The 24,043-nt window shown below is 67.5% G+C and carries 21 protein-coding genes; 3 read left to right on the forward strand and 18 right to left on the reverse strand.

Annotated features, from left to right (window positions below):
• The first annotated feature begins 169 nt into the window (after window positions 1-169).
• Window positions 170-1,117 carry a LysR family transcriptional regulator gene (locus LV82_RS08090; protein WP_104070645.1) on the forward strand — a complete coding sequence of 316 codons (948 nt, stop codon included), beginning with the start codon at window positions 170-172 and terminating at the stop codon, window positions 1,115-1,117.
• On the opposite strand, the gene LV82_RS08095 is transcribed toward LV82_RS08090, so the two are convergent.
• The 9 genes from LV82_RS08095 to LV82_RS08135 form a co-directional block, all read right to left on the reverse strand.
• Window positions 1,109-2,989: a bifunctional sugar phosphate isomerase/epimerase/4-hydroxyphenylpyruvate dioxygenase family protein gene (locus LV82_RS08095; RefSeq protein WP_104070647.1), complete on the reverse strand. Its 1,881-nt coding sequence runs from the start codon at window positions 2,987-2,989 to the stop codon at window positions 1,109-1,111. The genes LV82_RS08090 and LV82_RS08095 overlap by 9 nt on opposite strands.
• A gap of 20 nt (window positions 2,990-3,009) precedes the next feature.
• Window positions 3,010-4,818, reverse strand: coding sequence for a thiamine pyrophosphate-binding protein (locus tag LV82_RS08100; protein ID WP_104070649.1), 1,809 nt, complete (start codon window positions 4,816-4,818; stop codon window positions 3,010-3,012).
• Window positions 4,818-6,224, reverse strand: a complete 1,407-nt coding sequence (locus LV82_RS08105) for an aldehyde dehydrogenase family protein (protein ID WP_104070651.1) — start codon at window positions 6,222-6,224, stop codon at window positions 4,818-4,820. Before LV82_RS08105 ends, LV82_RS08100 begins: the two co-directional genes overlap by 1 nt.
• A 28-nt stretch (window positions 6,225-6,252) precedes the next feature.
• Window positions 6,253-7,089: a sugar phosphate isomerase/epimerase family protein gene (locus LV82_RS08110; protein ID WP_104070653.1), complete on the reverse strand. Its 837-nt coding sequence runs from the start codon at window positions 7,087-7,089 to the stop codon at window positions 6,253-6,255.
• Window positions 7,086-8,060, reverse strand: a complete 975-nt coding sequence (locus LV82_RS08115) for a hydroxymethylglutaryl-CoA lyase (RefSeq protein ID WP_104070655.1) — start codon at window positions 8,058-8,060, stop codon at window positions 7,086-7,088. Before LV82_RS08115 ends, LV82_RS08110 begins: the two co-directional genes overlap by 4 nt.
• Before the next feature lie 5 nt (window positions 8,061-8,065).
• A complete protein-coding gene (locus tag LV82_RS08120) occupies window positions 8,066-9,352 on the reverse strand; it encodes a TRAP transporter large permease (protein WP_104070657.1) in 1,287 nt (428 codons plus the stop codon).
• Window positions 9,353-9,354: 2 nt separating this feature from the next.
• Window positions 9,355-9,888, reverse strand: coding sequence for a TRAP transporter small permease (locus LV82_RS08125; RefSeq protein ID WP_211289182.1), 534 nt, complete (start codon window positions 9,886-9,888; stop codon window positions 9,355-9,357).
• Window positions 9,889-9,997: 109 nt separating this feature from the next.
• Window positions 9,998-10,999 carry a DctP family TRAP transporter solute-binding subunit gene (locus tag LV82_RS08130; protein ID WP_245873117.1) on the reverse strand — a complete coding sequence of 334 codons (1,002 nt, stop codon included), beginning with the start codon at window positions 10,997-10,999 and terminating at the stop codon, window positions 9,998-10,000.
• 8 nt (window positions 11,000-11,007) lie between these two features.
• Window positions 11,008-12,000: a shikimate dehydrogenase gene (locus tag LV82_RS08135; protein ID WP_245873118.1), complete on the reverse strand. Its 993-nt coding sequence runs from the start codon at window positions 11,998-12,000 to the stop codon at window positions 11,008-11,010.
• 178 nt (window positions 12,001-12,178) lie between these two features.
• Between LV82_RS08135 and LV82_RS08140 the strand changes: the two genes are divergently transcribed.
• Window positions 12,179-12,772: a TetR/AcrR family transcriptional regulator gene (locus LV82_RS08140; RefSeq protein WP_245873119.1), complete on the forward strand. Its 594-nt coding sequence runs from the start codon at window positions 12,179-12,181 to the stop codon at window positions 12,770-12,772.
• 8 nt (window positions 12,773-12,780) lie between these two features.
• Here the strand turns inward: LV82_RS08140 and LV82_RS08145 are convergent, their stop codons facing one another.
• The 8 genes from LV82_RS08145 to LV82_RS08180 form a co-directional block, all read right to left on the reverse strand.
• Window positions 12,781-14,100, reverse strand: a complete 1,320-nt coding sequence (locus LV82_RS08145; protein ID WP_104070663.1) for a TRAP transporter large permease — start codon at window positions 14,098-14,100, stop codon at window positions 12,781-12,783.
• Window positions 14,097-14,978: a TRAP transporter small permease gene (locus LV82_RS15130; protein WP_245873120.1), complete on the reverse strand. Its 882-nt coding sequence runs from the start codon at window positions 14,976-14,978 to the stop codon at window positions 14,097-14,099. The genes LV82_RS08145 and LV82_RS15130 overlap by 4 nt, the downstream gene beginning before the upstream one ends.
• Window positions 14,979-15,266: 288 nt before the next feature.
• A complete protein-coding gene (locus tag LV82_RS08155) occupies window positions 15,267-17,003 on the reverse strand; it encodes a SulP family inorganic anion transporter (protein WP_104070665.1) in 1,737 nt (578 codons plus the stop codon).
• 72 nt (window positions 17,004-17,075) lie between these two features.
• A complete protein-coding gene (locus LV82_RS08160; protein ID WP_104070666.1) occupies window positions 17,076-18,755 on the reverse strand; it encodes a bifunctional protein tyrosine phosphatase family protein/NAD(P)/FAD-dependent oxidoreductase in 1,680 nt (559 codons plus the stop codon).
• 36 nt (window positions 18,756-18,791) lie between these two features.
• On the reverse strand, window positions 18,792-19,673 hold the full coding sequence (locus LV82_RS08165; RefSeq protein ID WP_170063388.1) for an MBL fold metallo-hydrolase: 882 nt from the start codon (window positions 19,671-19,673) through the stop codon (window positions 18,792-18,794).
• A gap of 100 nt (window positions 19,674-19,773) precedes the next feature.
• A complete protein-coding gene (locus LV82_RS08170) occupies window positions 19,774-20,211 on the reverse strand; it encodes a DUF6691 family protein (protein ID WP_104070670.1) in 438 nt (145 codons plus the stop codon).
• A gap of 3 nt (window positions 20,212-20,214) precedes the next feature.
• Window positions 20,215-20,646, reverse strand: a complete 432-nt coding sequence (locus tag LV82_RS08175; RefSeq protein ID WP_104070671.1) for a YeeE/YedE family protein — start codon at window positions 20,644-20,646, stop codon at window positions 20,215-20,217.
• 153 nt (window positions 20,647-20,799) lie between these two features.
• Entirely contained in the window at window positions 20,800-21,465 is a 666-nt protein-coding gene (locus LV82_RS08180) for a Crp/Fnr family transcriptional regulator (RefSeq protein ID WP_104070674.1), read from the reverse strand.
• Between the two features lie 157 nt (window positions 21,466-21,622).
• On the opposite strand from LV82_RS08180, the gene LV82_RS08185 reads away from it, so the two are divergent.
• On the forward strand, window positions 21,623-22,468 hold the full coding sequence (locus tag LV82_RS08185; RefSeq protein ID WP_104070676.1) for a fumarylacetoacetate hydrolase family protein: 846 nt from the start codon (window positions 21,623-21,625) through the stop codon (window positions 22,466-22,468).
• A 97-nt stretch (window positions 22,469-22,565) separates the two neighbouring features.
• On the opposite strand, the gene LV82_RS08190 is transcribed toward LV82_RS08185, so the two are convergent.
• Entirely contained in the window at window positions 22,566-23,822 is a 1,257-nt protein-coding gene (locus tag LV82_RS08190; RefSeq protein ID WP_104070836.1) for a DEAD/DEAH box helicase, read from the reverse strand.
• Window positions 23,823-24,043 lie beyond the last annotated feature (221 nt).

Genomic DNA, 24,043 nt, shown 5'->3' on the forward strand with positions numbered 1-24,043 from the left:
TCTTCCTCCCTTGAGCGGTCTGCCCGCCCCTGTGGATTGACCTCTTGTGGTCGGGTGGCGCGCCTCTCCCGCGGCGGCGCCGGTCCCGCCTCCCGTTTTGCGCCGCAAACGCATACCATACAATTGAATATCATGGCGTCCGATATAACAAACATGATATGTCGCGCTCATGACCACGGGCTTTCGACATCTTTCGTTGCGCCACCTGCGCCTGATCGCGGCGATCGCCGATCTGGGCCAGCTGGGCCTGGCCGCCGATAGGCTGGCCGTCAGCCAGCCCGCCGCCTCGCGGATGCTGGCCGAGGCCGAACGCCAGATCGGCCTGCCGATCTTCCAGCGCCTTGCCCGCGGCATGGTGCCCACCCAGGCCGGCCGCGTCGTCACCGCGCATGCCCTGGCGGTGGTGCACCGGCTGGACCAGGCCGAAGAGGAGATCGCGGCACATCTGTCGGGGCGCGCCGGGCGGCTGGATATCGGGACCGTGACCGGACCGGCGGTCGCCCATGTCGTGCCCGCCCTGCGCCGGCTCAAGGCCGAGGCGCCGGGCGCGCGCATCGGCATCGACGTCGCCCCCAGCATCGAGCTGGTCGAGGGGCTGATCCGGGGCGATTACGACCTGGTGCTGGGCCGCGTCCCGGATTCCATGGACCCGCGCCAATTCGAGATCCTTTCGGGCCGTGTCGAAGAGGTCGAGCTACTGCTGCGGGCCGATCACCCGCTGGCGCGCCATCCCGGCCCCGCGCCCCTGGCCGAGCTGCGCCGCTTTCCCTGGGTCCTGCAACGCACCGGCATGCCGATCCGGGTCGCGATCGAACAGGCCTTTGCCCATCGTGGCCTGCCGCCGCCCGACGACACGATCGACACGGCATCGCTTCTGCTGACCATGGCGATCCTGGCTGACTCGGACGCCATCGCCCCGGTCACGCGCGAAGTGGCGGCGCTGCTGTCGCATCTGGCCACGCAGGGATTGACCACACTGCGGCTGGATCCGCAGATCGTGCTGACCCCCTATCACATCCTGCGGCTGAAGGACCGCGATCCCTCGCCGCTCTGCGCGCGGGCCGTTGCCATCCTGTCCGACCGGCTGGCCCCGCCGCGCCGTGGCGGTTCACCCTGACCGCACGCGGCGCAGCGCGGCCGTCCGCCACGGGGCGTTGCGCGCCCCGTATCCGTCATAGCCGCCGCGGCGCTCGACGATCTCGAAGAAGAATCCATCTCCGTGCGGCCGCGAATACAGCTGCAGGAACTCGCCCCCGCGCGGATCGCGGTCATACAGGATGTTCCAGCGCCGCAGCGCGTCCACGAAATCGGACGAAAGACCGAAATCGGCGGCCAGGTCCTGGTAATAGGGCGCCGGAATCGGCAGGCTGGCAAAGCCGTTGCGATCCAGCGCGCGGGCCGTCGCGAACAGGTCGGCACAGGCAAAGGCGACATGCTGGACCGGCGCACCATAGGATTCCGACAGGAAGCGACCGGCAAAGGTGCGATGCGTGTCCACCCCGTTCATCGTCAGACGGAAGGAACCGTCCGGCGATTGCAGCGCGACCGAGCGCACCAGCCCGCCGGGATCGGCGACGCCCGTATCGGCGACCTTGGCCAGATCGAAGATCGTCGCATGGAACTGAACCCAGCCGGGCAGCTCTTCGGCCCGGCAGACCTGCGCCAGGTGATCGATGCCGGTCAGGCCGACCGGGCTGGCCGCGGCGCCCTCTTCCGCCCCAACCGGCCGGAATTCGCGATCCCAGACCGCGCCCAGCGTCGCGCCCCGGTCCAGCAGATGCAGCACCGATCCGCCCACGCCGCGCACGGCCGGGATCTGCAATTCGTCCTCGTGCCGGGGCTGGACGAAGCGCCGCACGCCAAGCGCCTCGGCGCGCTCGGCTGCGGCCTCGGCATCCCCGACCCACAGGCCCAGATCGCAGACCGAGGCGCCGTGCAGCACCCAAGCCGAATGGGCATAGCCCGACCGTTCGGAATTCACGACGATGTTGATGCCGTCCTGTCGCCACAGATCGACCTCGCGCCGCATGTGCCGCGCCCGGCGCGCGAAACCCAGCTGCGTCAGCATCTGCCCCAGCGCGGCGGCATCCTCGCCACCCGCGGCGAATTCGACGAATTCGACCCCATGCAGCGGCGCGGGCGCGGGAAAGTCGCGCAGGCCGGGATCCAGCCCCGGCTCGGCCCGGCGGGCCGCATCGGCCAGCGCGATCATCGCGCGGCGCCCCTCGGCGGCAAGCGCGCGGCTGCCCGGGCGCGACCTGTCGTGCCGCAGGTCCAGCCCCCAGGTCCCGGCATAGCCCGTCGCGGCCACGGCCCGCACGAAGCCCACGAGATCCAGCTCGCCCTCGCCCGGCATCAGGCGGAAATGCCGAGCCTTGAAAGACAGGTCCATCGCCACCGCGGGCGCATCGGCCAGCTGGACGTGGAAGATCCGCTCGGCCGGGATCGAGCGGATCGGATCGACCGGGGTGCCGCGCGCAAGGACGTGGAAGGAATCCAGGACCAGGCCCAGGGCCGGGTGATCCGCCCGCCGCACGATCTCCCAGCCGTCGCGGTAATCGGCGACATGGCGCGCCTGGACGCGGGGTTCGAACCCGACACGCAACCCGCGCGACGCGGCCCGCTCGGCCAGCGCCGCGAGATCAGCGGCCATCCGGTCGATCCCGCCCTGCGCCTCGGACGCGCCCGCCGCGCCGATCAGCAACAGCTCGGCGCCCAGCTCCTGCATCACGTCCATGCGCCGCTCCAGCCGGTCGAAGGCCCTGCCGCGCGCGGGTTCGGGCAGGCCCTCCAGATCGACGGCGGCATGGAACAGCGTGACCGACAATCCCCGGTCGCGCACCATGCGGCCCAGCTCGGCCGGGGTCACGCCCTGCACGGCCATGTCCTCTTCCGAGATCTCGACCCCTTCGAAGCCCGCCGCGGCAAAGGCCGCCAGCTTGGATTCCAGCAGGTCGGGCGCAGAGAGGGTGGAAATGGACAGGCGCATGGCGGTCTTGGCTCCCCGGCTCAGTCGGTGACGACATGCCCCGCCCCACCCTGGGGCGAGTAGATGTCCAGGATGTTCCAGTGCCCCGAAGTCGGCGTGGGGGTGTTGACCATCGGCACGTCGATCACCGTCGGCTGGCCGCTGGCGATCGCCTCGCGCAGGGCCGGGCGGAACTCGGCCGCCGAGCCGATGCGCACGCCCCGCGCGCCATAGGCCCGCGCGATCGCCGCATAATCCGGGACCTGGGCATCGGGACTTTCGGCACGCGGAAAGGTGGTGCCGTGGGTTAGCCCGTAATTGGCCTTCTGCAGACCGGCGATCGTGCCATAGGCATTGTTGTTCATCACGACCCAGATGACCGGCGCGCCTTCGGCCACGGCGCTGGCCAGGACCGACGGGTTCTGACCGAACCCGCCATCGCCGACCAGGCTGATGACCACGCGATCGGGCGCCGCGATGCGGGCGCCAAGCGCGGCGGCCGGGCCAAAGCCCATCGTGGCGAAACCGCCGGGGATCAGGATCGACCCGGGCGTCAGGATGTCGAACTGCTGGGCCACGCCATTCTTGTTCCAGCCCACATCCGATGTCAGGATCGCATCGGCGGGCATCTCGGCGCGCAGATCGGCAAGGATCCGTTCGGGCATCATCGGAAAGGCGTCAGAGCCGCGCATCTCGCGGTTGGCGGCGGCAAAGGCGGCCCGCTCGGCCGCGATGCGCTCGGCCCGGCCATCGGGCGCGCGGCCCTCGGGCAGGATCTCGCGCGCGACCCGGTTCAGAACGCGCAGAGCGGCGCGCAGATCGGCGATGGCCCCGATCTCGACGGGATAGTTTCGTCCGATCTCCTGCGGCTCGATATCGATCTGGATCAGGCGCGTGCGGCCGGGGATGTCGAAGGTGTATTCGGGATACCAGCTCGAACAGTCGGCCTCCTTGAAGCGCGTGCCAAGTGCCAGGATCCAGTCGGCATTGCGCGTCTGTTCGTTGGTGAAGGCCCGGCCCCAGAACCCCGTCATGCCCAGGACCAGCGGATGGTCGTCGGCCAGCGCGCCCTTGCCCATCAGGGAATGGCTGACCGGGATCTGCATGTGATCGACAAAGGCGCACAGCTCGTCATGGGCGCGTGCCAGCGCGACGCCGCCGCCGACATGGATGACGGGGCGTTCGGCCCTGGCCAGCGTCGTGACGATCTGGCGCGCGGTCTCCTCGTCCAGGCCGGGCGGAACCAGCCCGCGCGCGCCCGCCCCCGCACGGCGCCACAATTCGGGGTCGATCCGCGCCGAGAAGAAATCCATCGGCACGTTGACCAGAACCGGTCCGGGCTGGCCGGATTCGGCCAGAAGGAAAGCCTTTTCCATGATCTCGGGAAACAGCTCGGGCGTATCGACCCGCCAGGCGCGCTTGACGAAGGGGCGGTAGATCTCCCACTGGCTGGCATCCGCGTGCAGGTTGACCTCCTGGTGGGGATGCTTGCCGTAATAGTAGCTGGGCACGTCGCCCGCGATCACCACCATCGGAATGCAGTCCAGCGCCGCATTGGCCACGCCGGTCGCGGCATTGGTCAGGCCCGGCGACAGGTGGCTGAGCAGGACCGAGGCACGGCCCGTCACTCGGGCATAGCCGTCCGCGGCATGGGCCGCGATCTGTTCGTGCCGGACATTGACGAAATGCAGGCCCGAATCCGCCATCGCCGACAGGACGGCGATATTGGTATGGCCGCACAGGCCGAAGACATGGCGCACGCCACGCGCCTCGAGCCAGGCGACCAGCTGTTCGGCGATGGTGGGCGCGTCGCCCTGCTGGCGCGCGATCAGGGGGGCGGGAGCGGTCATCACAGAACCTCCGTGTTGTAGAACTCGCCGAACAGTTCCTCTTCCGAGGGTCGGTCTTCGGGGATCGGGCGCGCCACCCAGGTGACGTTCATGTAATGCTTCAGATGGATGTTCTCGTTGGTGATGTTGCCGCCCCAGATGCCGCAGCCCAGCGAACTGGTCATCGGCATCCCGTTGGTGAAGCTGCCCGCATTGGCCTTGGATTGCGGCTGGCGCACCATGACTCGGCTGACCGGCGCATTCATCGCGTGGCGGATGATGTGATCCTCGTTGAAGCTGTAGATGCCACAGGAATGGCCCTTGCCGCCGACCTCGAATATGGCGCGGACCTTGGCCATCGCATCGTCGAAGTCGCGGAAGCGGAACAGCGCCATCACCACGCACAGCTTTTCGCCCGAGAACTTGTGCTGCCGGCCGATCTCTTCCTGCTCGACCATCAGGAACAGGCGATCATCGGGGATCGAGAACCCCGCGAATTCGGCGATCCTCTGGGCCGAGATGGCGACGGTCTCGACCCGGCGGCTGCCATCCTCCTTCCACAAAGCCCGCTCCAGCAGGGCCTTTTCCTGCGCGTTGCACAGATAGCCGCCCTCGGCGATCAGCGCGTCGCGCATCGCGTCATAGATGCGTTCGTGGATCAGCAGGTTGCCATCGGCCGAACATCCCGACCCGTAATCCGACGTCTTGGAAATGCGCGAATTGCGCGCCGCCTCGGCGATGTCGGCATCCTCGTCGATGACCATGGTGGAATTGCCCGCGCCCACCCCATAGGCCGGCTTGCCCGAGGAATAGGCCGCCTGCACCATCGGCTTGCCGCCCGTGGCCATGGTCAGGTCGCATTGCGCCATCAGGTATTGCGTCATCGGGATCGAGGGCTGGCGCACGCACTGGAACAGGTCCTCGGGCGCGCCGACCAGGCGGCAGGCATGGCGCATGACCTCGACCATCTCGTTGGTGGTCGCCTTGGCGCGCGGATGGGGCGAGAAGATCACCGCGTCCTTGCACTTGGCGGCATAGATCCCGGTGACCGGGGGCGTCAGCTCGGGATTGGTGGTGGGGATCAGGCTGGCGATGACGCCCGCGGGCTTGGCGATCTTGGTCAGGCCCTTTTCGGGGTCTTCCTCGATGATGCCGACCGATTTCTGGCGCAGCGCGTCGCGCAGGACGCCGTGGATCTTGAACCGCTTGGCGCCGCGGCCCTCGCGGTCGCCGATGCCGCTTTCGTCCACGCCCATCCGGGCGATGCGCACGAAGGTCCGTTCGTTGCCGCAATGCCAGCCGATGGCGCGGGCCAGGCGATCGACCTGGTCCTGGTCCCAGTCGGCGATCTGGTCCATCGCCGCGCGGGCGCGCGCAATCATCTTGTCGACGGTGGCGATTTCCTCGGGGGTGATCTCTCGGGCCATCTCTCTCTCCGTTTCAGTGACCGGGCCTTCAGGACCGGTCGCGTTTGGCATCTTCGGGGCTGTCAAAGACCGCACGGGCGGCCTGCAGACAGCGGCGGGCATGTTCCTCGGCGCCCAGTTCGCGCAGCCGCGCGGCATTGGGCAGCTCGATGGACAGGGGCAGGTCGGGAAACAGGTAGTTGACCGCCCAGAAATCGATCGCGCCTTCGCCGGGATACAGGCGCGCATCGCGCGCGATGCGGATCATGTCGTCGCGCGTGAAGGCCATGTCCTCGGCGTCGCAGACATGCAGGAAATGGATCCATTCCGGCGGCACGCGTTCCAGCGCCAGAAGCGGAGCGCGGTTGAAATGCATGTACAGCGTATCGACCAGCACGCCCTGGTTCGGCCGCCCGGCGCGTTCCAGCACGTCCATCACCTCTTCCAGCGTGGTCAGGCGCGAGAATGCGGGAAATTCCAGGTTGACGGTCAGCCCGTAGGGCCGCGCCAGATCGCAGATCCGGCCAAAGGTCTCGACGATGAACTTTCGGTCGTTGCGCACATCCGTCCAGGCCGAGCAGATGACATGACGCGCGCCCAGCTCGGCGCCGGCCTCGAAGGCGGGCAGGAAATCGCGCGGGTCGAGGCCGCGCATGATCCGCATCAGCTCGATGTCCAGGCATTGCAGCCCCGTCTCGTCCAGCGCTCGGCGCGTCTGGCGGACGATGGCCGGATCGGTGGGGTTGATGTCGGGTTCTCCCGGCACGCCCAGGTGGAACAGGCGGAAACTGACCATGTCATAGCCGGCCCGCTGGGCCAGCCAGACCTGCTCGGGCGGCGTGACACCCGGCACGGTCAGGTAGGACAGAGAATAGGCATGGCTCATCGCGCGGCCTCTCTGCCTTTTCCGGGGTCCGGCTCGGACACATCGCCCGGGCGTGCCCAGGGCGGGACGGGAACATGCGCTATCCGCCCCGGCAGGCCGCGACCCAGCAGGGATTCGGCGCGCCCGACCAGCGGCCGCAGCGCCTGCCAGTCGATCCCGGTGCGCCAGCCCATCTCCTCAAGCGCAAAGACCGCGTCCTCGGTGGCGATGTTGCCGGTGGCATCGGGCACGAAGGGACAGCCGCCCAGCCCGCCAAGCGCGGCATCGAAGATCCGCACGCCCGCGCGCAGCCCGGCCACAAGGTTGGCGATCCCCAGTCCCCGCGTGTCATGCAGGTGCAGCGACAGCGCGACCTTCGGGCCCAGCTCTTCGGCCAGGGCGCGGCACAGCGATTCCACCTGGACCGGATTGGCCAGCCCGGCCGTGTCGGCGATGTTGATCTCTTCGACATCAAGCGCGGCGAAACTGCGGGCGATGGCGATCACGCGATCGGGCGGGATATACCCCTCGAAGGCGCAGCCAAGCGCGCACTGGATGCCCGCGCGCACCCGGACACCCGTCGCGCGCGCCCGCTCGATCACCGGCAGGATGCGCCGGACACCCTCTTCGACGCCGCGATTCGCATTGCGCCGCGAATGGCTTTCCGACGCGGAGACCGAGATCGACAGATGCGGCAGACCGGCGGCCAGCGCGCGGTCGAGCCCCGTCGCGTTCAGCACAAGCGCGGTCCAGGTCACGCCCTCCAGCCGCTCCAGCCGGCGCGCCAGCGCATCGGTATCGGCCATCTGCGGCACCCGGCCGGGATGGACGAAGGATCCGATCTGGATGCGCCGCAGCCCGGCCCGGGCCAGCGCCTGGGCGAATTCGACCTTCTCCTCCAGCGTGAACAGGCGCGCCTCGTTCTGCAGGCCGTCGCGCAGGAATTCGTCCTCGATCAGAACGTCCACGGGGATATGTGCGTTGGCAGTCATGGCGATCAGAACCCGAACAGGCGCGGCAGCCAGGTCACGGTCTGCGGCACGAAGGTGATGACGATCAGCACGGCGACCTCGACCAGGAAGAAGGGCAGGATCCGGCGCACCAGCGCCCCCAGCCCGACATTGGCCACCGCCTCGGCCACGAACAGGCACAGCCCCAGCGGCGGCGTGATCAGGCCGATCATCAGGTTGAAGATGACGACGATGCCGAAATGCGTCGGATCGATGCCCAGCGACACCGCGATCGGATGCAGGATGGGCACCAGCACCAGCATCGCCGCGATGCCTTCCAGGAACAGACCGACCAGCAGGAACAGCACGACCACGCCCCACAGGAAGGTGGTCGGCCCGTCGATGCTGGACAGCGCCCAGTCGGTCAGCATGTTCGGCACGCGGTTGTAGGTCAGGACCCAGTTCGCGGCCGACACGGCGGCGATGATGATCAGGATGACGGCACTGTCGCGCATCGATTCCGCCAGGATGCGGGGAAGATCGGCCAGCCGCAGCTCGCGATAGACCAGACCGCCCAGGATCAGCGCGTAGAACACCGCCAGCGCCGCGGCCTCGGTCGGGGTCACGACCCCCAGCACGATTGACCCGACCACGAAGACCGGCATCATCAGCGGCAGAAGCCCGCCAAGGATCGCGCCCCGCGCCGAGGGCAGCGCCTCGACCGCCAGCCGGTCGGTCGCGGGACCGGGCCGGATATGCCGGATGCGCACCATCACATAGGCCGACAGCGCGATCGCCAGCAGGATGCCCGGCCCGACCCCGCCCAGAAACAGGGCGGGCACCGACACGCCGGTGACCGTCAGCGCATAGATGATCACCGGGATCGACGGCGGGATGATCGGTCCGATCACCGAACTGGCCGCCGTCAGCGCCGCCGCGAAGTCGCGCGGATAACCGGCACGCTCCATCTCGGGGATGAAGACGCGACCGATCGCCGAGGTATCGGCAACCGCCGAACCCGACAGGCCGGCGAAGATCACGCTGGCCCAGATGTTGACCAGCGCAAGCCCCGCGCGCAGCCGCCCGACCAGCACCATCGCGAAGGCGATGATCCGCTGGGTGATGCCGGTGGCGTTCATCACCTCTCCGGCCAGCACGAAGAGCGGGATCGCCAGCAGGGGGAACGAGGCCAGCCCGCGAAAGATCTCGGCGGCGACGATGCGAGGGTGATAGGGCAGGCCCGCCGCGTCCATGAACCAGAACAGCGCAAGCAGGATGGAAAAGGCGATAGGGGCGCCGATGACCAGTGCGGCCAGGAACAGGAACCACGCCATGATCAGACCTCCGCCCCGAAGTCGCGGATGCGCCGCGCGGCCTGCAGCGCGCCGGCTAGCGCGATGGCGACCCCGCCGATGACCAGCGCGAATTGCCACGGCGCCTGCGTGCCAAGGGCGGCGATCCAGTCCTGGCCGGTCTGACGGGCCAGCGACTTGGCGGCGCCCACGATCCCCGAGGCCTCGCGCGCGCCGCGGCTGTCGATCAGCAACAGCGCCGATCGCACCAGCATCGCGCCGCACAGCGCTATCACCAGTTCCGAAACGATCGCCAGGGCCCGGCGCAGCCGCTCGCCCAGCAGGTCACGCAGAACGGCGAACGAGATGTGGCGATCCTGAAGACAGGCCAGCGCCACGCCGAACATCACGCCATAGATCGCGATGAAGACCGGCAATTGTTCCCCCCAGGACCACGACCGGCCCAGGAAGTAGCGCCGCAGCGCGTTCAGAAGGATGATCAGGAACAGGCCCGCCATCGACGCGCCCGCTCCAAGGGCGAAAAGCGCGCTCAGCATGCGATGCAACCGGTCCAGCATGGGCAAACCTCGGGATGCAGGGATTGGTTCGGAGCGGCCGCGCCGCCCCGGTCCGGGATCAGCCCCGCGCGACAGCGGTGCCGCGCGGGGATCGTCCGTCGCGTGCGGCTCAGTCGGCCTGGGCCTGGGCCACGGCCTCTTGCAGCTGGTCGATCCAGCTGGCCTGGTCGCCCAGCTCGCCGCGCAGCCATTCCACGACCGCAGGCTGGGCGCGGTCGCGGAACTGCGCCAGCTCCTCGGCCGTCGGCGAATAGACCTGCATGCCGTCCTTGGCCACGGCCTCAAGACCCTGGGCGGTCGAGAACTGCTGGATCGCGCGGCCCATCGTGCCGGCGATGCGCGCGGCGCGCTGGATGACGGCGCGGTCCTTCTCGCTCAGCGACTGGTAGAAATCCTCGTTGATCACCAGGAAGTCGGTCGCATAGACATGGCCGTCCAGGGTCAGATATTTCTGCATCTGGTGCAGGTTGTTGCCATAGATCACGCCGATCGGGTTTTCCTGGCCATCGACGACACCCGTGGCCAGCGCGTTGGGAACCTCGGTCCACGGCACCGGCGTGGGTTCGGCGCCCAGCCCCTTGACCATCTCGACATAAAGCGGGATCGGCTGCACGCGGAACTTCAGCCCGGCCATGTCGTCGGGGGTGCGGATCTCGCGCACGTTGTTGGTGAAGTGGCGCACGCCCGTTTCGCCATAGGCCAGCGTGCGCAGCCCGGATTCGGCCAGGCAGTGATCGGCCAGCGCCTTGCCGAACGGGCCGTCCAGAACCTCCCATGCGACCGTCGGGTCGGGGAAGACATATGGGATGTCCAGCACCTGCGCCGCCTTGCAGACCCGGCTCATCGCGCCCGAGACCATGACCACCTGCGTCAGCCCCTCTTGCGCCTGTTCGATCAGCTCGTTCTCGTTGCCAAGCGCCCCGGCGGGGAACAGCTCGACCGTCAGGTCGGTTTCGCCCTCGACGATCATGCGGAAGATCTCGGCCGCCGCGCCCTTCTTCGACGTGGTCCAGTCGGCCGGATCGACATGGCCGAAGCGGATCGTCTGGGCCTCGGCCATTCCCAGGCCAAGGGCCAGGGCCCCCAGCGCCATCATCGCGGTTCGGGTCATTCTACGCATCATTTCCTCCCTTGTCGTGCTGCGTGGATGATCGTGCCCGGCGCCCCTTCGGCGCCGGTGTCCGGGCCAGCCGCCGCGCCCATCAGGGCGGCATGCATGACGGCCGGATCCGGTTCCAGTCCCGTGAACAGCCGGAACGCCCGCACCGCCTGCCACAGGGCCATCGACTCGCCGGTCATGACACGGCAGCCGCGCGCGGCGGCGGCCTCGATCAGCGCGGTGCGGCGCGGAAAATAGATCACGTCGGCGACCCAGGCGCTGGCCGGAATGCGGTCGGGATCGACGGGACAGCCGGGCAGCTTGGCCATGCCCACGGGCGAGGCATTCACCACCCCGTCGCAGGCGCCCAGCACCGAGGCGGGTTCGTCGATCACGCGGATGCGCGCGGGGTCATAGCTGCGCGCAAGCGCCGCGGCCAGAGCACGCGCCTGGTCGGCGCGCGGGTCATAGAGGCAGAGCTCGCCCACGCCCTCGCACAACAACGCATAGCCGGTGGCCGCCCCCGCCCCGCCCGCGCCCAGCTGCAGCACGCGACCGCGCGGCGCGCCGGACAATTCCCGGCGGAACGATTCGGCAAAGCCCCAGATGTCGGTATTGTGCCCCATGCGCCGGCCATCCCGCAGGATGACGGTGTTGACGGCCTCCAGGCCGCGCGCATTCGGCGACAGGTCGTCCAGCAACGGCACGATGGCCTGCTTGCAGGGAAAGGTGACGTTCAGCCCGTCAAAGCCCATCCATTCGGCCAGCGCCAGCAGCCGCGCCAGATCGGGCGTCGCGCCCGCGCGATCCGGCCACAGGTCCAGATCCAGGCGCCGATAGCTCAGCGACACGCCCAGGGCGCGCGCGGCGGCCTCGTGCATGGCGGGGGTCCGCGACGGTCCGATCCCCGCGCCGATCAGCCCGATCAGGAAACTGCGCGCACTCCGCGCGGCATCGCCCCCCGCATCGGGGCCCTGGGTGCCGGCCTGTGGCATGTGGCGATCTCGACTCATGCTCCCCCCTGTCCTGCTCCACAAATGAACCATGCGGTTAATTCTGTCAATTGTTTTTAACCCTCGGGTTCATTATTGTCGTCCGAAACCGCCGATCGCCCGGCCAGCAGACAGGTACGCCATGGAGGAGAACGCGCCCTCCGGCCGCAGAAGCGGCTGGAAACAGGACCCTGCCGCGGTGCAGGCAGACATCCTGCGCGCCGCGACCGAGGAATTCGCCCGCAACGGGCTGGACGGCGCGCGCATCAGCGACATCGCCGAACGCACCCGCACGACCAAGCGGATGATCTTCTACTATTTCCAGGACAAGCAGACGCTGTATCGCCGCGTGCTCGAAGAGGCCTATCGCAAGATCCGGGCCGAGGAAGCCGAGCTGAACCTGGGCGCGCTGCCGCCGCTGCAGGCGCTGCGCCGGCTGGTCGAGTTCACCTTCGACCATCACCGCAGGTCAGAACCCTTCATCCGGCTGGTCATGATCGAGAACATCCATGCCGCGCGGCATCTGCGCGATTCCGACCTGATCGCGCGCGTCAATGACAGCGCGATCGAACGGATCCGCGACATCTGCACCCGCGGCCAGGCCACGGGCGAGATCCGCCCCGACATCACGCCGCTCGAGCTGCACTGGATGATCAGCGCGCTGTGCTTCTTCAACGTGTCGAACCGCCCGACCTTCGGCACCAATTTCGGCGACGAGCTGTTCACCGAACAGGCACAGGCGCGGCTGCGCGAACGCGTCGCCGACATGGTCGTGGCCGCCGCCCGCGCCTGATCCGCGCCCTATCCCAGAAGCCGGACCAGCCCCAGCGAGATCGCGGGAAACGCGATCAGCGCGGCAATGCGCAGCCCGTCGCTGATCAGGAAGGGCAGCACGCCACGGAAGCTTTCGATCATCGGAACGTCGCGCGCCAGCCCGTTGATGACAAAGACGTTCATCCCGACGGGCGGCGTGATCAGCCCGACCTCGACTACGACGACGGCCAGGATGCCGAACCAGATCAGCGTCTCCTCGCGGCTCATGCCGAAATCGAGCCCCGCCACGATCGGATAGAAGATCGGCACCGTCAGAAGCAGCATCGACATCGAATCCATCACGCAGCCCAGAACCAGGTACAATGCCAGCATCGCCAGCAGGACCAGGATTGGCGGCAGCCCGGCCTCGCCGATCGCCTCGGCCAGAAGGACCGGCGTGCGCGTCTGCGCAAGAAAGGCGTTGAAGGTCTCGGCACCCAGCAGGATCAGGAAGATCATGGCCGAGGTCGCGGCCGTGCCGCGCAGGCAGGCCGCGATCCCCGACAGGCGCATCCCCCCATGTAGGACCGCAAGGCAGCCCGTGCCGAAGGCGCCGACCGCTGCGGCCTCGGTCGGCGTGAACCAGCCGCGATACATGCCGGCGATAACCAGCACGAAGATCACGATCAGCGACCAGGTCTCGCGCAGGGCCGCCAGCCGTTCGCGCCAGTCCGCGCGCGGCCCCGCCGGGCCGTCCTGCGGGCGGCGGCGCACGAAGATCGCCACCGCGGCCATGTAGCCAAGCGCGGCCAGCACGCCGGGAACCAGCGCGGCGACGAACATCTTGGCGATGCTCATCTCTGCCATCAGCGCATACAGAACCAGGATCACCGAAGGCGGGATCAGGATGCCCAGCGTGCCGCCCGCGGCCAGCGACCCGGTGGACAGCGCACCGCTATAGCCATAGCGCCGCATCTCGGGCAGCGCGACCTGCCCCATCGTCGCCGCAGTCGCCAGCGACGATCCGCAGATGGCCCCGAAGGCCGCGCAGCCCCCGATCGAGGCCATCGCAAGCCCGCCACGCCGGTGCCCCAGGAAGGCCGCCGCCGTGCGATACAGCGCCCGGCTCATGCCCGCGCGGGTGGCGAATTCGCCCATCAGCACGAACAGGGGAATGACCGACAGCGAATAGGTCGAGAACTGGTAATAGGTCGAGGTCTTCAGAAACGCCACCAGCGGCGTCGTGCCCGTCCAGGCGGCATAGCCGCCCAGCCCCGTGGCCAGCATCGCCACGCCGATCGGCACGCGCAGCGCCATCAGGACCAGAAGAACCGCGAACCCGCCCAGCCCGGCGGCGACCCCGCTCATGCCAGCGCCTTTCGCACATGGCCGGCCATCGTGGCCGCGCAGGTCGCGACGAGCAATGCCATGGCGGGCAGGATCACCGGAAAGCTCCACCACAGCGGAATGCGCAGCACCATCGTCTGTTCTCCGTATTCGCGCATCTCGGCCGCCCCATCCAGCATGCGCCACAAAAGAAGCGCCGCGATCAGCAGGTAGAGAAGATCGCCGATGGCCTCGAGCAGGTGGGTCAGCCGGGCGCCGGCCCTCTGGGTGAAGAAATCGACCACGACATTCGCGCCGCTGGCCTGCGCCCAGGGCAGGAAGCAGAAGATCGCGATCGCGCTGCCGATCTCGACCAGTTCGAAATCCCCCGGAACGGGCGCGCCCAGCAGGGTGCGGCGCGTCACGCTGGCCACCGTCACCAGCAGCATCGCCCCGCTGCGTGGCGCGCGAATCTCGGTAGCGGCAAGGCGTCCCAGCGTGACAAGCGTGGCGCTTGCTTCCAGCATCCGTGGCCGCGTCAGATCGGCACGCACCCGGCCCGCTTCCAGCCTGCGTTGAAGGGCGGCACAATCAAGATGGACATCCAGATGCGTCATGCGCCCGGCGCGTTCCATCCGGCTCCACAAGGGAATGCCGGCCGGCATGAAGAAGGCCCGCGCCCGCACGGGATCGGCCGCGGGAGATCCGGCATGCAAGGCCAGGGGCGGCGGGTCGTCATCCAGAAAGACCACGATCCGGGGATCCGGTGCGATGTAATGACCGCCACCGCCCGTCGCGCCCTGAACCGACCAGACATCGGCCACCGCCCCGTCCAGGGGGCGGAACGCCAGCGGTTCAAGCGTGCGCAGGGCGCGGGTCTGTGCCTTCATGCGCGGACGAAACTGGACAGGCGCTCGCATGCGCGACCCTTGCATGGCTGAACGGTGGCGAAAGTAACTGACAGATTTAATCAGGCTTTACAAGTGGTGCCCGGACGCCGAGCGGACCGTCCCACGCGGCGGAACCGGTGACGACCGGCCACGGTCCGGCCGTCGGTTGGAACGGCGCGCGGGATACGCCGACTGGCCAGCGGGGTCGCGCGCCCGCTGGCGCGCGTGCAGAAATGGCCCCCACAAGGCGGGCCGCCAAGGGCGCGTCTTCGGTGACGGATTTCGGGATAAAAGGCGGCCCTGCGACGAATGCCGGCCCTATTCCGCCGCGCGGTGCTTCGGAGTGTCGGACAGTTCGCGCCACGCATCATACTGGGACAGAAAGACCTGTCCGCTCAGATCCCGGATCAGGTGGCTGCGTTCCAGCCGGTCCATGACCGGGCCCTTGACCTCGGACAGGTGCAGCCGAACGCCCATGTCGCGCAGGCGGCGGTTCAGTTCTTCCAGCGTCTCGAGCGCGGAATAATCCACCTCGTTCACCGCCGACATCATCAGCACGACATCGGTTATCGGGCAGCCCTCGGTCACGCGTTCCAGCACCATGTCCTCGAGAAACCGGGCATTGACAAAGAACAGGCTTTCATCGACCCGCAGCGTCAGCAGGTGCGGGCGCGTCTCGACCCGATGGCGCTGCACGTTGCGGAAATGCTGGGTGCCGGGAACAAGGCCGACCTCGGCCACATGGGGGCGCGCAGACTTGTAAAGGTGCAGCCCGATCGACAGCAGCACACCCGAGGCAACGCCTGCCTCGACCCCGGCGCCAAGCGTGACCAGGATCGTCGCCGCCACGGCCAGGAAATCGGCCCGGCTGTAGCCCCAGGTCTTGCGCAGGATCGACAGGTCCACAAGGCTGAGCACGGCGACGATGATCGTGGCCGCCAGCGTGGCCTTGGGCAGGAAATACAGAAGCGGAGTCAGGAACAGCGAGGCCAGAAGCAGCCCCATCGCCGTGAAGGCGCCGGCGGCCGGTGTTTCCGCGCCGGCATCGAAATTGACGACCGAACGGGCAAACCCGCCCGTGACGGGGTAGCCCCCGGTGAAGGCCGCGCCGATATTCGCCGCACCCAGACCGATCAGCTCCTGGTCCGGGTCGATGCGCTGGCGCTTTTTCGCGGCCAGCGTCTGGGCGACCGAGATCGACTCGACGAAGCCGATGATCGAGATCAGTACCGCGGGCAGTGCCAGTTGTGCCACCAGGTCGGGCGCGAAATCGGGCATCGTCAGCGGCGGCAGGCCCTGCGGCACCTCGCCCACGATCTTGACGCCCGCATCCTTCAACCCCAACGCCCAGGTGACCAGCGTCGTCACCGCGACGGCGGCGACGGGGCCGGCCTTGGCAATGATGTCGGCCATGCGCGGGCCCAGCCCGGCCTCGATCAGCAGGGGCTTCAACCCCTTGCGCACCCAGAACAGAAAGGCCGTTGCGGCCACACCGATCACCAGCGTGGGCAGGTTGACCTGGTTCAGATGCTCCAGCAGCGAACCGACCATTTCGATCAGGTTGTGCCCCGAGGCAGAAATGCCAAGGATGTGCTTGAGCTGGCTGGTCGCGATCAGGATGCCGCTGGCGGTGATGAAGCCCGCGATCACCGGATGCGACAGGAAGTTCGCCACCCACCCCATGCGCATGATCCCCAGCACCAGAAGGAACGCGCCCGACAGGAAGGCCAGCGTCAACGCCGCCGCGGCATAGCCCGCCGTGCCCGTCTGGGCGACCTGTCCGACCGCCGAGGCCGTCATCAGCGACACGACCGCAACCGGCCCCACGGCCAGCGCCCGGCTGGTGCCGAAGATCGCATACAGGACGATCGGCGCGATCGAGGCATAGATCCCGGCCTCGGCCGGCAACCCGGCCAGCAGCGCATAGGCCAGCGATTGCGGCACCAGCATGATGGTCACGATCACCGCCGCAACCATGTCGTTGGCAAATGCGTTCCGGTCATAGTGCCGGCCCCAGTCAAGGACCGGAAGATAACGAGCAAGACGGTCGAACATCGTTCGGGCTCCGATGGACATGGTGGGGCGGCGTGAAATGCGCGCCCACCCCGGTTCCGTGAGTGACGGAAGTTACTCTGCCGCGATCTTGTGCGGTTCAGGCTCGGCCAGCCATTCGCGGCCCTTCAGCATGGCGTGCCAGTAGATCGGCGGCAGGATCTTTTCCTTCAGCATCCAGGCCAGGCGCGAGGGCCGCGTGCCGTCCAGAAGGACTTTCGGGAAGGACGGCTTCAGCACGCCGCCATAGCCGAATTCGGCCAGGACGATCTTGCCGCGTTCGACCGTCAGCGGGCACGATCCATAACCGTCGTAATCGGCCACGGGTGCGCGGCCTTCGATATCGGCAACGATATTGGCGGCCACGACCGGGGCCTGCTTGCGCGCGGCGGCGGCAGTCTTGGCATTGGGCGCGTTCATCACGTCGCCCAGCGACCAGATGTTGTCAAAGCGCTTGTGGCGCAGCGTGGATTGATCGACATCGACCCAGCCCGCGGCATCGGCCAGCGGCGAGACGCGGATGAAATCGGGCGCCGTCTGCGGCGGGCAGACATGCATCATGTCGAATTCCATCTCGACCCGGCGGGGCTCTTTCTCGGGTTCCTTGACCTCGAAGATCGCCTTGCGCGCGGGGCCGTCCACGGCGACCAGGTTGTGGAAGAAGTTGAGCCTGGCGTCATACTTCTTCACGTATTCCATCAGCGCGGGCACGTAATCCTTGACTCCGAACAGGACACCGCCCGCGTTGTTGAAGTTGACCTCGATATCCTTCAGCACGCCGGTCCGGTACCAGTGGTCGGCCGACAGATACATCGCCTTTTGCGGCGCGCCGGCGCATTTGATCGGCATCGGCGGCTGGGTAAAGATGGCGCGTCCGCGTTTCAGGCCCTGGACCAGCTCCCATGTATAGGGCGCCAGGTCATAGCGGTAGTTCGAGGTCACGCCGTTCTTGCCCAGCGTGGCTTCCAGCCCCTCGATCGCGCCCCAGTCCAGCTTCAGGCCCGGGCAAACGACCAGCCGGTCATAGGTGACGACGCGGCAGCCTTCCAGGATGACGGCATTGCGTTCGGGTTCGAAGGCCACGACGGCGGCCTTGATCCATTTGACACCGTCGGGGATCAGGCGGGCCTCGAGATGCGCGGTCTGTTCGGGGCGGAACACGCCACCGCCGACCAGCGTCCAGCCGGGCTGGTAATAATGCACGTCGGACGGTTCGATGATCGCGACATCCAGATCGGGCTTGCGCTTCTTCAGGCTGGCGGCCGTGGCAATACCCGCCGCGCCGCCGCCGACGATGACCACGGCATGGTGCGCATCGGTGGCGTCTTCGGGCGTGCGGCCCCTGTTGGCGATGCGACGCGCCACGGCGGACAGGTCATAGCCCGCGGCCTTGGCGGTGGCGAGGATCTCGGTCAGTGGCCGCTTGCCTGCCTGCGACAGCGCCCACAGCGTGGCCGACCGGGTGCCCGTGCGGCAATAGGCCAGCACGGGCCCCGGCAGTTCCGCCATCAGGCGCGCGAATGCCTGGGCATCCTCGTCGGTGACCTTGCCCGAGGTGACCGGCTGATGCCGGATCTCGATCCCGGCCTTCTCGGCGGCCTGACGCATCTCCTCGAAGCTGGGCTGATCGGGCGCTTCGCCGTCGGGCCGGTTGCAGATGACGGCGCGGAAGCCTGCCTGTTTCAGTCGTTCGAGATCCGCGATCGCGATCTGAGGCGCGACCGACAGGCGGTCATCGATCTTGCGGATGTCCATGGCGCGTTTCCCTTGCTGTGCGTTTCGGTTTGCCGATCAAAGCTTGTTGATCGGCACCTTCAGCATCTGGTTGCCGTCCTTGTCCTCGGGGATGTGGCCGGCGCGGATATTGACCTGGATCGAGGGGATAATCAGGCGCGGCATGGCCAGCGTCTTGTCGCGCTCGGTCCGGATTCGGACGAATTCCTCGCGCGTCTTGCCGGCGATGTGGATGTTGTGGGCCTTTTCCTCGGCCACGGTGGTTTCCCACTTCACCTCGCGCCCGCCGGGCTTGTAGTCGTGGCACATGAACAGCCGCATCTCGTCGGGCAGCGACAGCACCTTCATGATCGAGTCATACAGCTGCCCCGCATCGCCGCCCGGGAAATCGGCCCGCGCCGAGCCGCCATCGGGCATGAACAGCGTGTCGCCCACGAAGGCCGCATCGCCGATGACATGCGTCATGCAGGCCGGCGTATGGCCGGGCGTGTGCATGGCAAAGGCGGTCATGTTGCCGATCTTGTAGGTGTCGCCGTCCTTGAAGAGCGCGTCGAACTGGCTGCCGTCGCGCTGGAACTCGGTGCCTTCATTGAAGATCTTGCCAAAGACCTCCTGCACGATCCTGATGTTCTCGCCGATGCCGATCTTGCCGCCCAGCTTCTGCTGGATATAGGGCGCGGCCGAGAGGTGATCGGCATGGGCATGGGTTTCGATGATCCATTCCAGCTTCAGACCCTGCTTCTCGATCTCGGCGATCAGCATGTCGGCATGGGTAAAGGTGATGCGGCCTGCGGCATAGTCGATGTCCATCACCGAATCGATGATCGCGGCCGCGTTCGAGGTGGGATCCTTGACGATATAGCTGATCGTCGCGGTGTCCTCGTCGTAAAAGCCCTGAACCACGGGCTTGACGCTCAGGTCCACGGGATAGTTGGCAATCGACGTGGCGATCGCCTCGGCCATGCGTTCGTTATGCGCATCCATTCGGGTCTGGTCGTTCATGGTGGTCCTCCGTTCGATTATGCCGGCCCCGATGCGCTCAGGCGCGGGCAAGGGCCGGAAAGATGGGTTGGCCTTTCAGCCGGCGGGCAAGGGCAAGGCCCACACCATAGGCGGCCAGGAACAGCGCGACCTCCCAACGCCCGGTACCAAGCGCGGGAATGGCCGCGCCCGGGCAGAAGCCCGCGATGCCCCAGCCCACGCCGAACAACGCGGCGCCGCCGATCAGTCGGGCATCGATCACCTTCGAATTCGGGATGTCGAAGCGGTCCGCGAACAGCGGCCGCCCTCGCCGCCAGACCAGCCGGTAGCCGATCCCGGTGACGACCAGCGCGCCGCCCATGACGAAGATCAGGCTGGGATCCCAGCTGCCGGCAATGTCAAAGAAGTTCAGCACCTTGGCCGGGTTGATCATGCCCGAAATCGCGATGCCGATGCCAAAGATCAGTCCGGTGATGAAGGCGTGGATCAGACGCATGGCTCAGCCCCCCAGCACGTGACGGATGACAAAGACGGTGGCGGCGGCGGTGGCCATGAATGTCGGCACCGCAACCAGCGAGCGCACGGACAGCCGCGACAGTCCGCACACGCCGTGGCCCGAGGTGCAGCCCGAGCCGAAGCTGGCACCAATTCCGGCGATCACGCCGCCGATGGCGATCATCCCGGGGCTGACGGGGATCTGCAGATCGGGCCAGCTGCCGGTTGCCAGCAGGATCAGCCCCGGCGCCAGAACCATGCCCAGCACCATTGCCGCCCGCCAGGAAAATTCGTCGCGGTTGTCGGGGAAGAGGACGCCAGCCATGATGCTGGTCGCACCAAGGATGCGTCCAAGCCCGGCCATCAGCAGGACGGCGCCCAGACCGATCAGTGCGCCGCCCGCGGCCGAGACCACGGGGGTGAATGCAGTTTCCATGTGTTCGCGTTTCCCGTTCTGTGTCTTGTGTGTTCGTTGCACCGTAAATGGGGCAAGGCAGGGCGTTCTTCAGTGACAAGATCACACAAGCGGGAATTTCGTGCTGCTCGGCAGTCTTGTGCCGGCCAGCAATCTCGTGCCGGTCGGGCGCGCTCAGCCCGATGCGGCAAAGGCCGCCAGCGCGTCGGCATCCAGCAGGCGGACGCGGCCGCGGCCCTGTTCGATCCAGCCGCGCCTCTGGAATTCGTGCAGCTGGCGCGAGACGACCTCGCGCGCGGTGCCCAGTTCGGCGGCCAGTTCCTGGTGCGTCAGCCGGGCCTCGCCGTTTTCGTCGGCCAGCTGCACCAGGCGTTCGGCGATGCGCAGGTCCATCCGGCCAAAGACCACGTCGTCGATCAGGCGGAACAGATCGACGATCCGGTTGGAATAGGCCCACAGGACGAAGTCGCGGAATTGCGGCGAATCCGACACCAGCGCGTCAAAGGTCGCGCGCGGGATCTCGGCCGCGACGACATCGGTTTCGGCGATGCCCTCGGCCATATAGGTGTGATGGGTGAACAGGCAGGCCGTGGTCATGACACAGCTTTCGCCCCCGGTAACCCGGTACAGCACGATGTCCCGGCCATTGTCGCCCTGCTGATGGACGCGCACCGTGCCCTCGATCAGGAACAGCATTCCCTGGGGCTCTTCCCCGGCGCCGAAGATGCGGGTGCCCGCCTTGATCCGCCGTATCCGCGCGCTTTGGTTCAGCTTGCGCTTGAGCTCGGGCGACAGGCGCGAAAGCCCCACGAAGCGGTCTGGCCAGTTTTCGATATCCATGCGTGTTTCCTGTTGCGCGCGGCGCAGGATGCACCGGATCGCGCGCGGCGCGCAAGGCGGCGTTCGGTCGCTGGACAGGCCGCCAGGGCGTCGCTACCAATCTGGTGCCGGCGGGCGCGGCCTGCCATGTCTGCATGTCTCAGGGAAGGGAGAGAAGATGAAGCTCTTGCGTTTTGGCCCGGCAGGCCAGGAACGTACCGGTATCCTGGATGATCAGGGCCGCGTGCGCGACCTTTCGGCGCATGTGCCCCAGCTTGCGGGCCGCGCGGTCGAGATTTCCGCGCTGAACCGGCTGCGCGAACTGGACCTTTCGGCCCTGCCCATCGTCGAGACACCGGGCCGGATCGGACCCTGCCTTGCCTGGGTGCCGAATTTCTACTGCATCGGGCTGAACTATGTCCGCCACGCGGCCGAGGCGGGGGCCGAACCGCCGACCGAGCCGATCATCTTTTCCAAGGCCAGCTCGGCCCTGTCGGGGCCGAATGACCCCATCGTCATCCCGCGCGGTTCGGAAAAGACCGACTGGGAGGTCGAGCTGGGCGTCGTGATCGGGCGCGAGACGCTGTATGTCTCGGAAGACCAGGCGCTGGACCATGTCGCGGGCTACTGCACGATAAACGACGTGTCCGAGCGCAGCTTCCAGATCGAGCGTGGCGGCCAGTGGATCAAGGGCAAGTCCGCCCCCGGCTTCGGCCCGATCGGCCCGTGGCTCGTGACCGCCGACGAGGTGCCGAACCCGCAGGCGCTGAACCTGTCGCTCGACCTCAATGGCGAGCGCGTGCAGGACTCCTCGACCGACGACATGATCTTTTCGGTCGCGCAGATCGTGTCCTACATGAGCCGCTTCATGAAGCTGATGCCGGGCGATGTGATCGCGACGGGCACGCCTTCGGGCGTCGGCATGGGGATGAAGCCCCAGCGCTTCCTGCGCCCGGGCGATGTCGTGACCCTGCGTGTCGAGGGGCTGGGCGAACAGCGCCAGGAAGTGATCGCGGCCGACTGACGTCCGATCCGGGCACACTGAAACGCAAGGACAGGCATGAAAAGACCGGGGCGATCGCCCCGGTCGGTTTCATCGATCCCTTGCCTTTCGGCCCGGATCAGGCCGCGGAATGGGCGCTGAACCGGCGGCGCTTGGGCGCGCCGCTGCGGTTGCCGGCATTGGGTCGCCCGCCGCGGCGGCGCGGTCCACCACGCGAGGCACGCGGGGCCCGGCCATCGTCGTCCAGCGGGCTTGCACCGCTGGCCACGGGCACGTCGACCTTCATCAGCCGCTGGATCTGATGCAGCAGGTTGGCCTCGTCGGGCGAACACAGGGCGATCGCCTCGCCTTCGCGCCCGGCACGGCCCGTCCGGCCGATCCGGTGGACGTAATTGTCGGGCACGTCCGGCAGGTCATAGTTGACGACCGTGTTCACGCCGGGAATGTCGATCCCGCGCGCGGCCACGTCGGTTGCCACCAGGACATTGATCTGACCGTTGCGGAAGGCCCGGATGGCACGGTCGCGCTGGCCCTGGCTCTTGTTGCCGTGGATCGAGCTGGCGTTGTAGCCATCGCGGACCAGATCCTTCATCAGCTTCTCGGCGCCATGCTTGGTGCGGGCAAAGACCAGTGTCGTGGCCTCGGGGTCGCGCGAAAGGATCTCGCGCAGCTTGGCGGGCTTGCCGGCGCGGTCAAGGAAGTGAATCGACTGCGTGATCTTCTCGATCGCCTTGCCCGGAGGCGCGACCTGAACCCGGCGCGGGTCGGTCAGATAGGCGCGCGAAAGTTCTTCCATCTGCTTGGGCATCGTGGCCGAGAACAGCATGGTCTGGCGCGGCGTGCCAAGGCGCGGCGCGATCTTGCGCAGCGCGTGGATGAAGCCCATGTCCAGCATCTGGTCGGCCTCGTCCAGGACCAGGTGACGGACCTGCCCCAGATCCACCGCGCCACGGTTCATCAGGTCGATCAGGCGGCCGGGTGTGGCCACCAGGATATCCGTCCCATGCGAGAGGTTGTGTATCTGCTTGCCGATCGACTGGCCGCCGACGACGGTGTTGATGCGCAGCTTCGACCCGGCCACCAGCGGGCGCAGGTTGTCGGCGATCTGGTTTACCAGCTCGCGGGTCGGCGCAAGGATCAGCGCCTTGGCGCTGCGCGGTGCGAGCCGCCCCGGCTGGGCCAGAAGATGGTTGATCAGCGGCAGGCCAAAGGCCAGCGTCTTGCCGGTGCCGGTCTGGGCAAGTCCCAGGATGTCGTGCCCTTCCATCGCAAGCGGAATCGCCTGGGCCTGGATCGGGGTGGGTTTGGAGAATTTCACGCGCTGCAGAGCGGCGTTGAGCGTCGGCGCAAGGCCAAGCATGTCAAAATCGAACAAGGTATTTCCTTCAGGAACCATGCGGCGCGATGCCGGCATGGCCATGACGTTTGATTGCCCGGGGGCAACCGGTGAGGGTTCGCGAAGGCCGGCGGGCATGGGAACAGACCCCAGCCGTTTGGCCGATGCGTCAGGAACCCCGCGTGATGGGAAACTGAATTTGTCGCGCTGATGGCCCCGGGATTTTCATCTTGCGGGACACGGCATGCTCACGCGGCAGC

Source organism: Albidovulum inexpectatum (assembly GCF_002927635.1).
GTDB classification, from domain to species: domain Bacteria; phylum Pseudomonadota; class Alphaproteobacteria; order Rhodobacterales; family Rhodobacteraceae; genus Albidovulum; species Albidovulum inexpectatum.

Excerpts from the sequence above, each read along its gene's own strand:
- LV82_RS08090 (WP_104070645.1), top strand. The coding sequence starts at position 170 with ATGACCACGGGCTTTCGACATCTTTCGTTGCGCCACCTGCGCCTGATC.
- LV82_RS08095 (WP_104070647.1), bottom strand. The coding sequence starts at position 2,989 with ATGCGCCTGTCCATTTCCACCCTCTCTGCGCCCGACCTGCTGGAATCC.
- LV82_RS08100 (WP_104070649.1), bottom strand. The coding sequence starts at position 4,818 with ATGACCGCTCCCGCCCCCCTGATCGCGCGCCAGCAGGGCGACGCGCCC.
- LV82_RS08105 (WP_104070651.1), bottom strand. The coding sequence starts at position 6,224 with ATGGCCCGAGAGATCACCCCCGAGGAAATCGCCACCGTCGACAAGATG.
- LV82_RS08110 (WP_104070653.1), bottom strand. The coding sequence starts at position 7,089 with ATGAGCCATGCCTATTCTCTGTCCTACCTGACCGTGCCGGGTGTCACG.
- LV82_RS08115 (WP_104070655.1), bottom strand. The coding sequence starts at position 8,060 with ATGACTGCCAACGCACATATCCCCGTGGACGTTCTGATCGAGGACGAA.
- LV82_RS08120 (WP_104070657.1), bottom strand. The coding sequence starts at position 9,352 with ATGGCGTGGTTCCTGTTCCTGGCCGCACTGGTCATCGGCGCCCCTATC.
- LV82_RS08125 (WP_211289182.1), bottom strand. The coding sequence starts at position 9,888 with ATGCTGGACCGGTTGCATCGCATGCTGAGCGCGCTTTTCGCCCTTGGA.
- LV82_RS08130 (WP_245873117.1), bottom strand. The coding sequence starts at position 10,999 with ATGACCCGAACCGCGATGATGGCGCTGGGGGCCCTGGCCCTTGGCCTG.
- LV82_RS08135 (WP_245873118.1), bottom strand. The coding sequence starts at position 12,000 with ATGAGTCGAGATCGCCACATGCCACAGGCCGGCACCCAGGGCCCCGAT.
- LV82_RS08145 (WP_104070663.1), bottom strand. The coding sequence starts at position 14,100 with ATGAGCGGGGTCGCCGCCGGGCTGGGCGGGTTCGCGGTTCTTCTGGTC.
- LV82_RS15130 (WP_245873120.1), bottom strand. The coding sequence starts at position 14,978 with ATGCGAGCGCCTGTCCAGTTTCGTCCGCGCATGAAGGCACAGACCCGC.
- LV82_RS08155 (WP_104070665.1), bottom strand. The coding sequence starts at position 17,003 with ATGTTCGACCGTCTTGCTCGTTATCTTCCGGTCCTTGACTGGGGCCGG.
- LV82_RS08160 (WP_104070666.1), bottom strand. The coding sequence starts at position 18,755 with ATGGACATCCGCAAGATCGATGACCGCCTGTCGGTCGCGCCTCAGATC.
- LV82_RS08170 (WP_104070670.1), bottom strand. The coding sequence starts at position 20,211 with ATGCGTCTGATCCACGCCTTCATCACCGGACTGATCTTTGGCATCGGC.
- LV82_RS08175 (WP_104070671.1), bottom strand. The coding sequence starts at position 20,646 with ATGGAAACTGCATTCACCCCCGTGGTCTCGGCCGCGGGCGGCGCACTG.
- LV82_RS08180 (WP_104070674.1), bottom strand. The coding sequence starts at position 21,465 with ATGGATATCGAAAACTGGCCAGACCGCTTCGTGGGGCTTTCGCGCCTG.
- LV82_RS08185 (WP_104070676.1), top strand. The coding sequence starts at position 21,623 with ATGAAGCTCTTGCGTTTTGGCCCGGCAGGCCAGGAACGTACCGGTATC.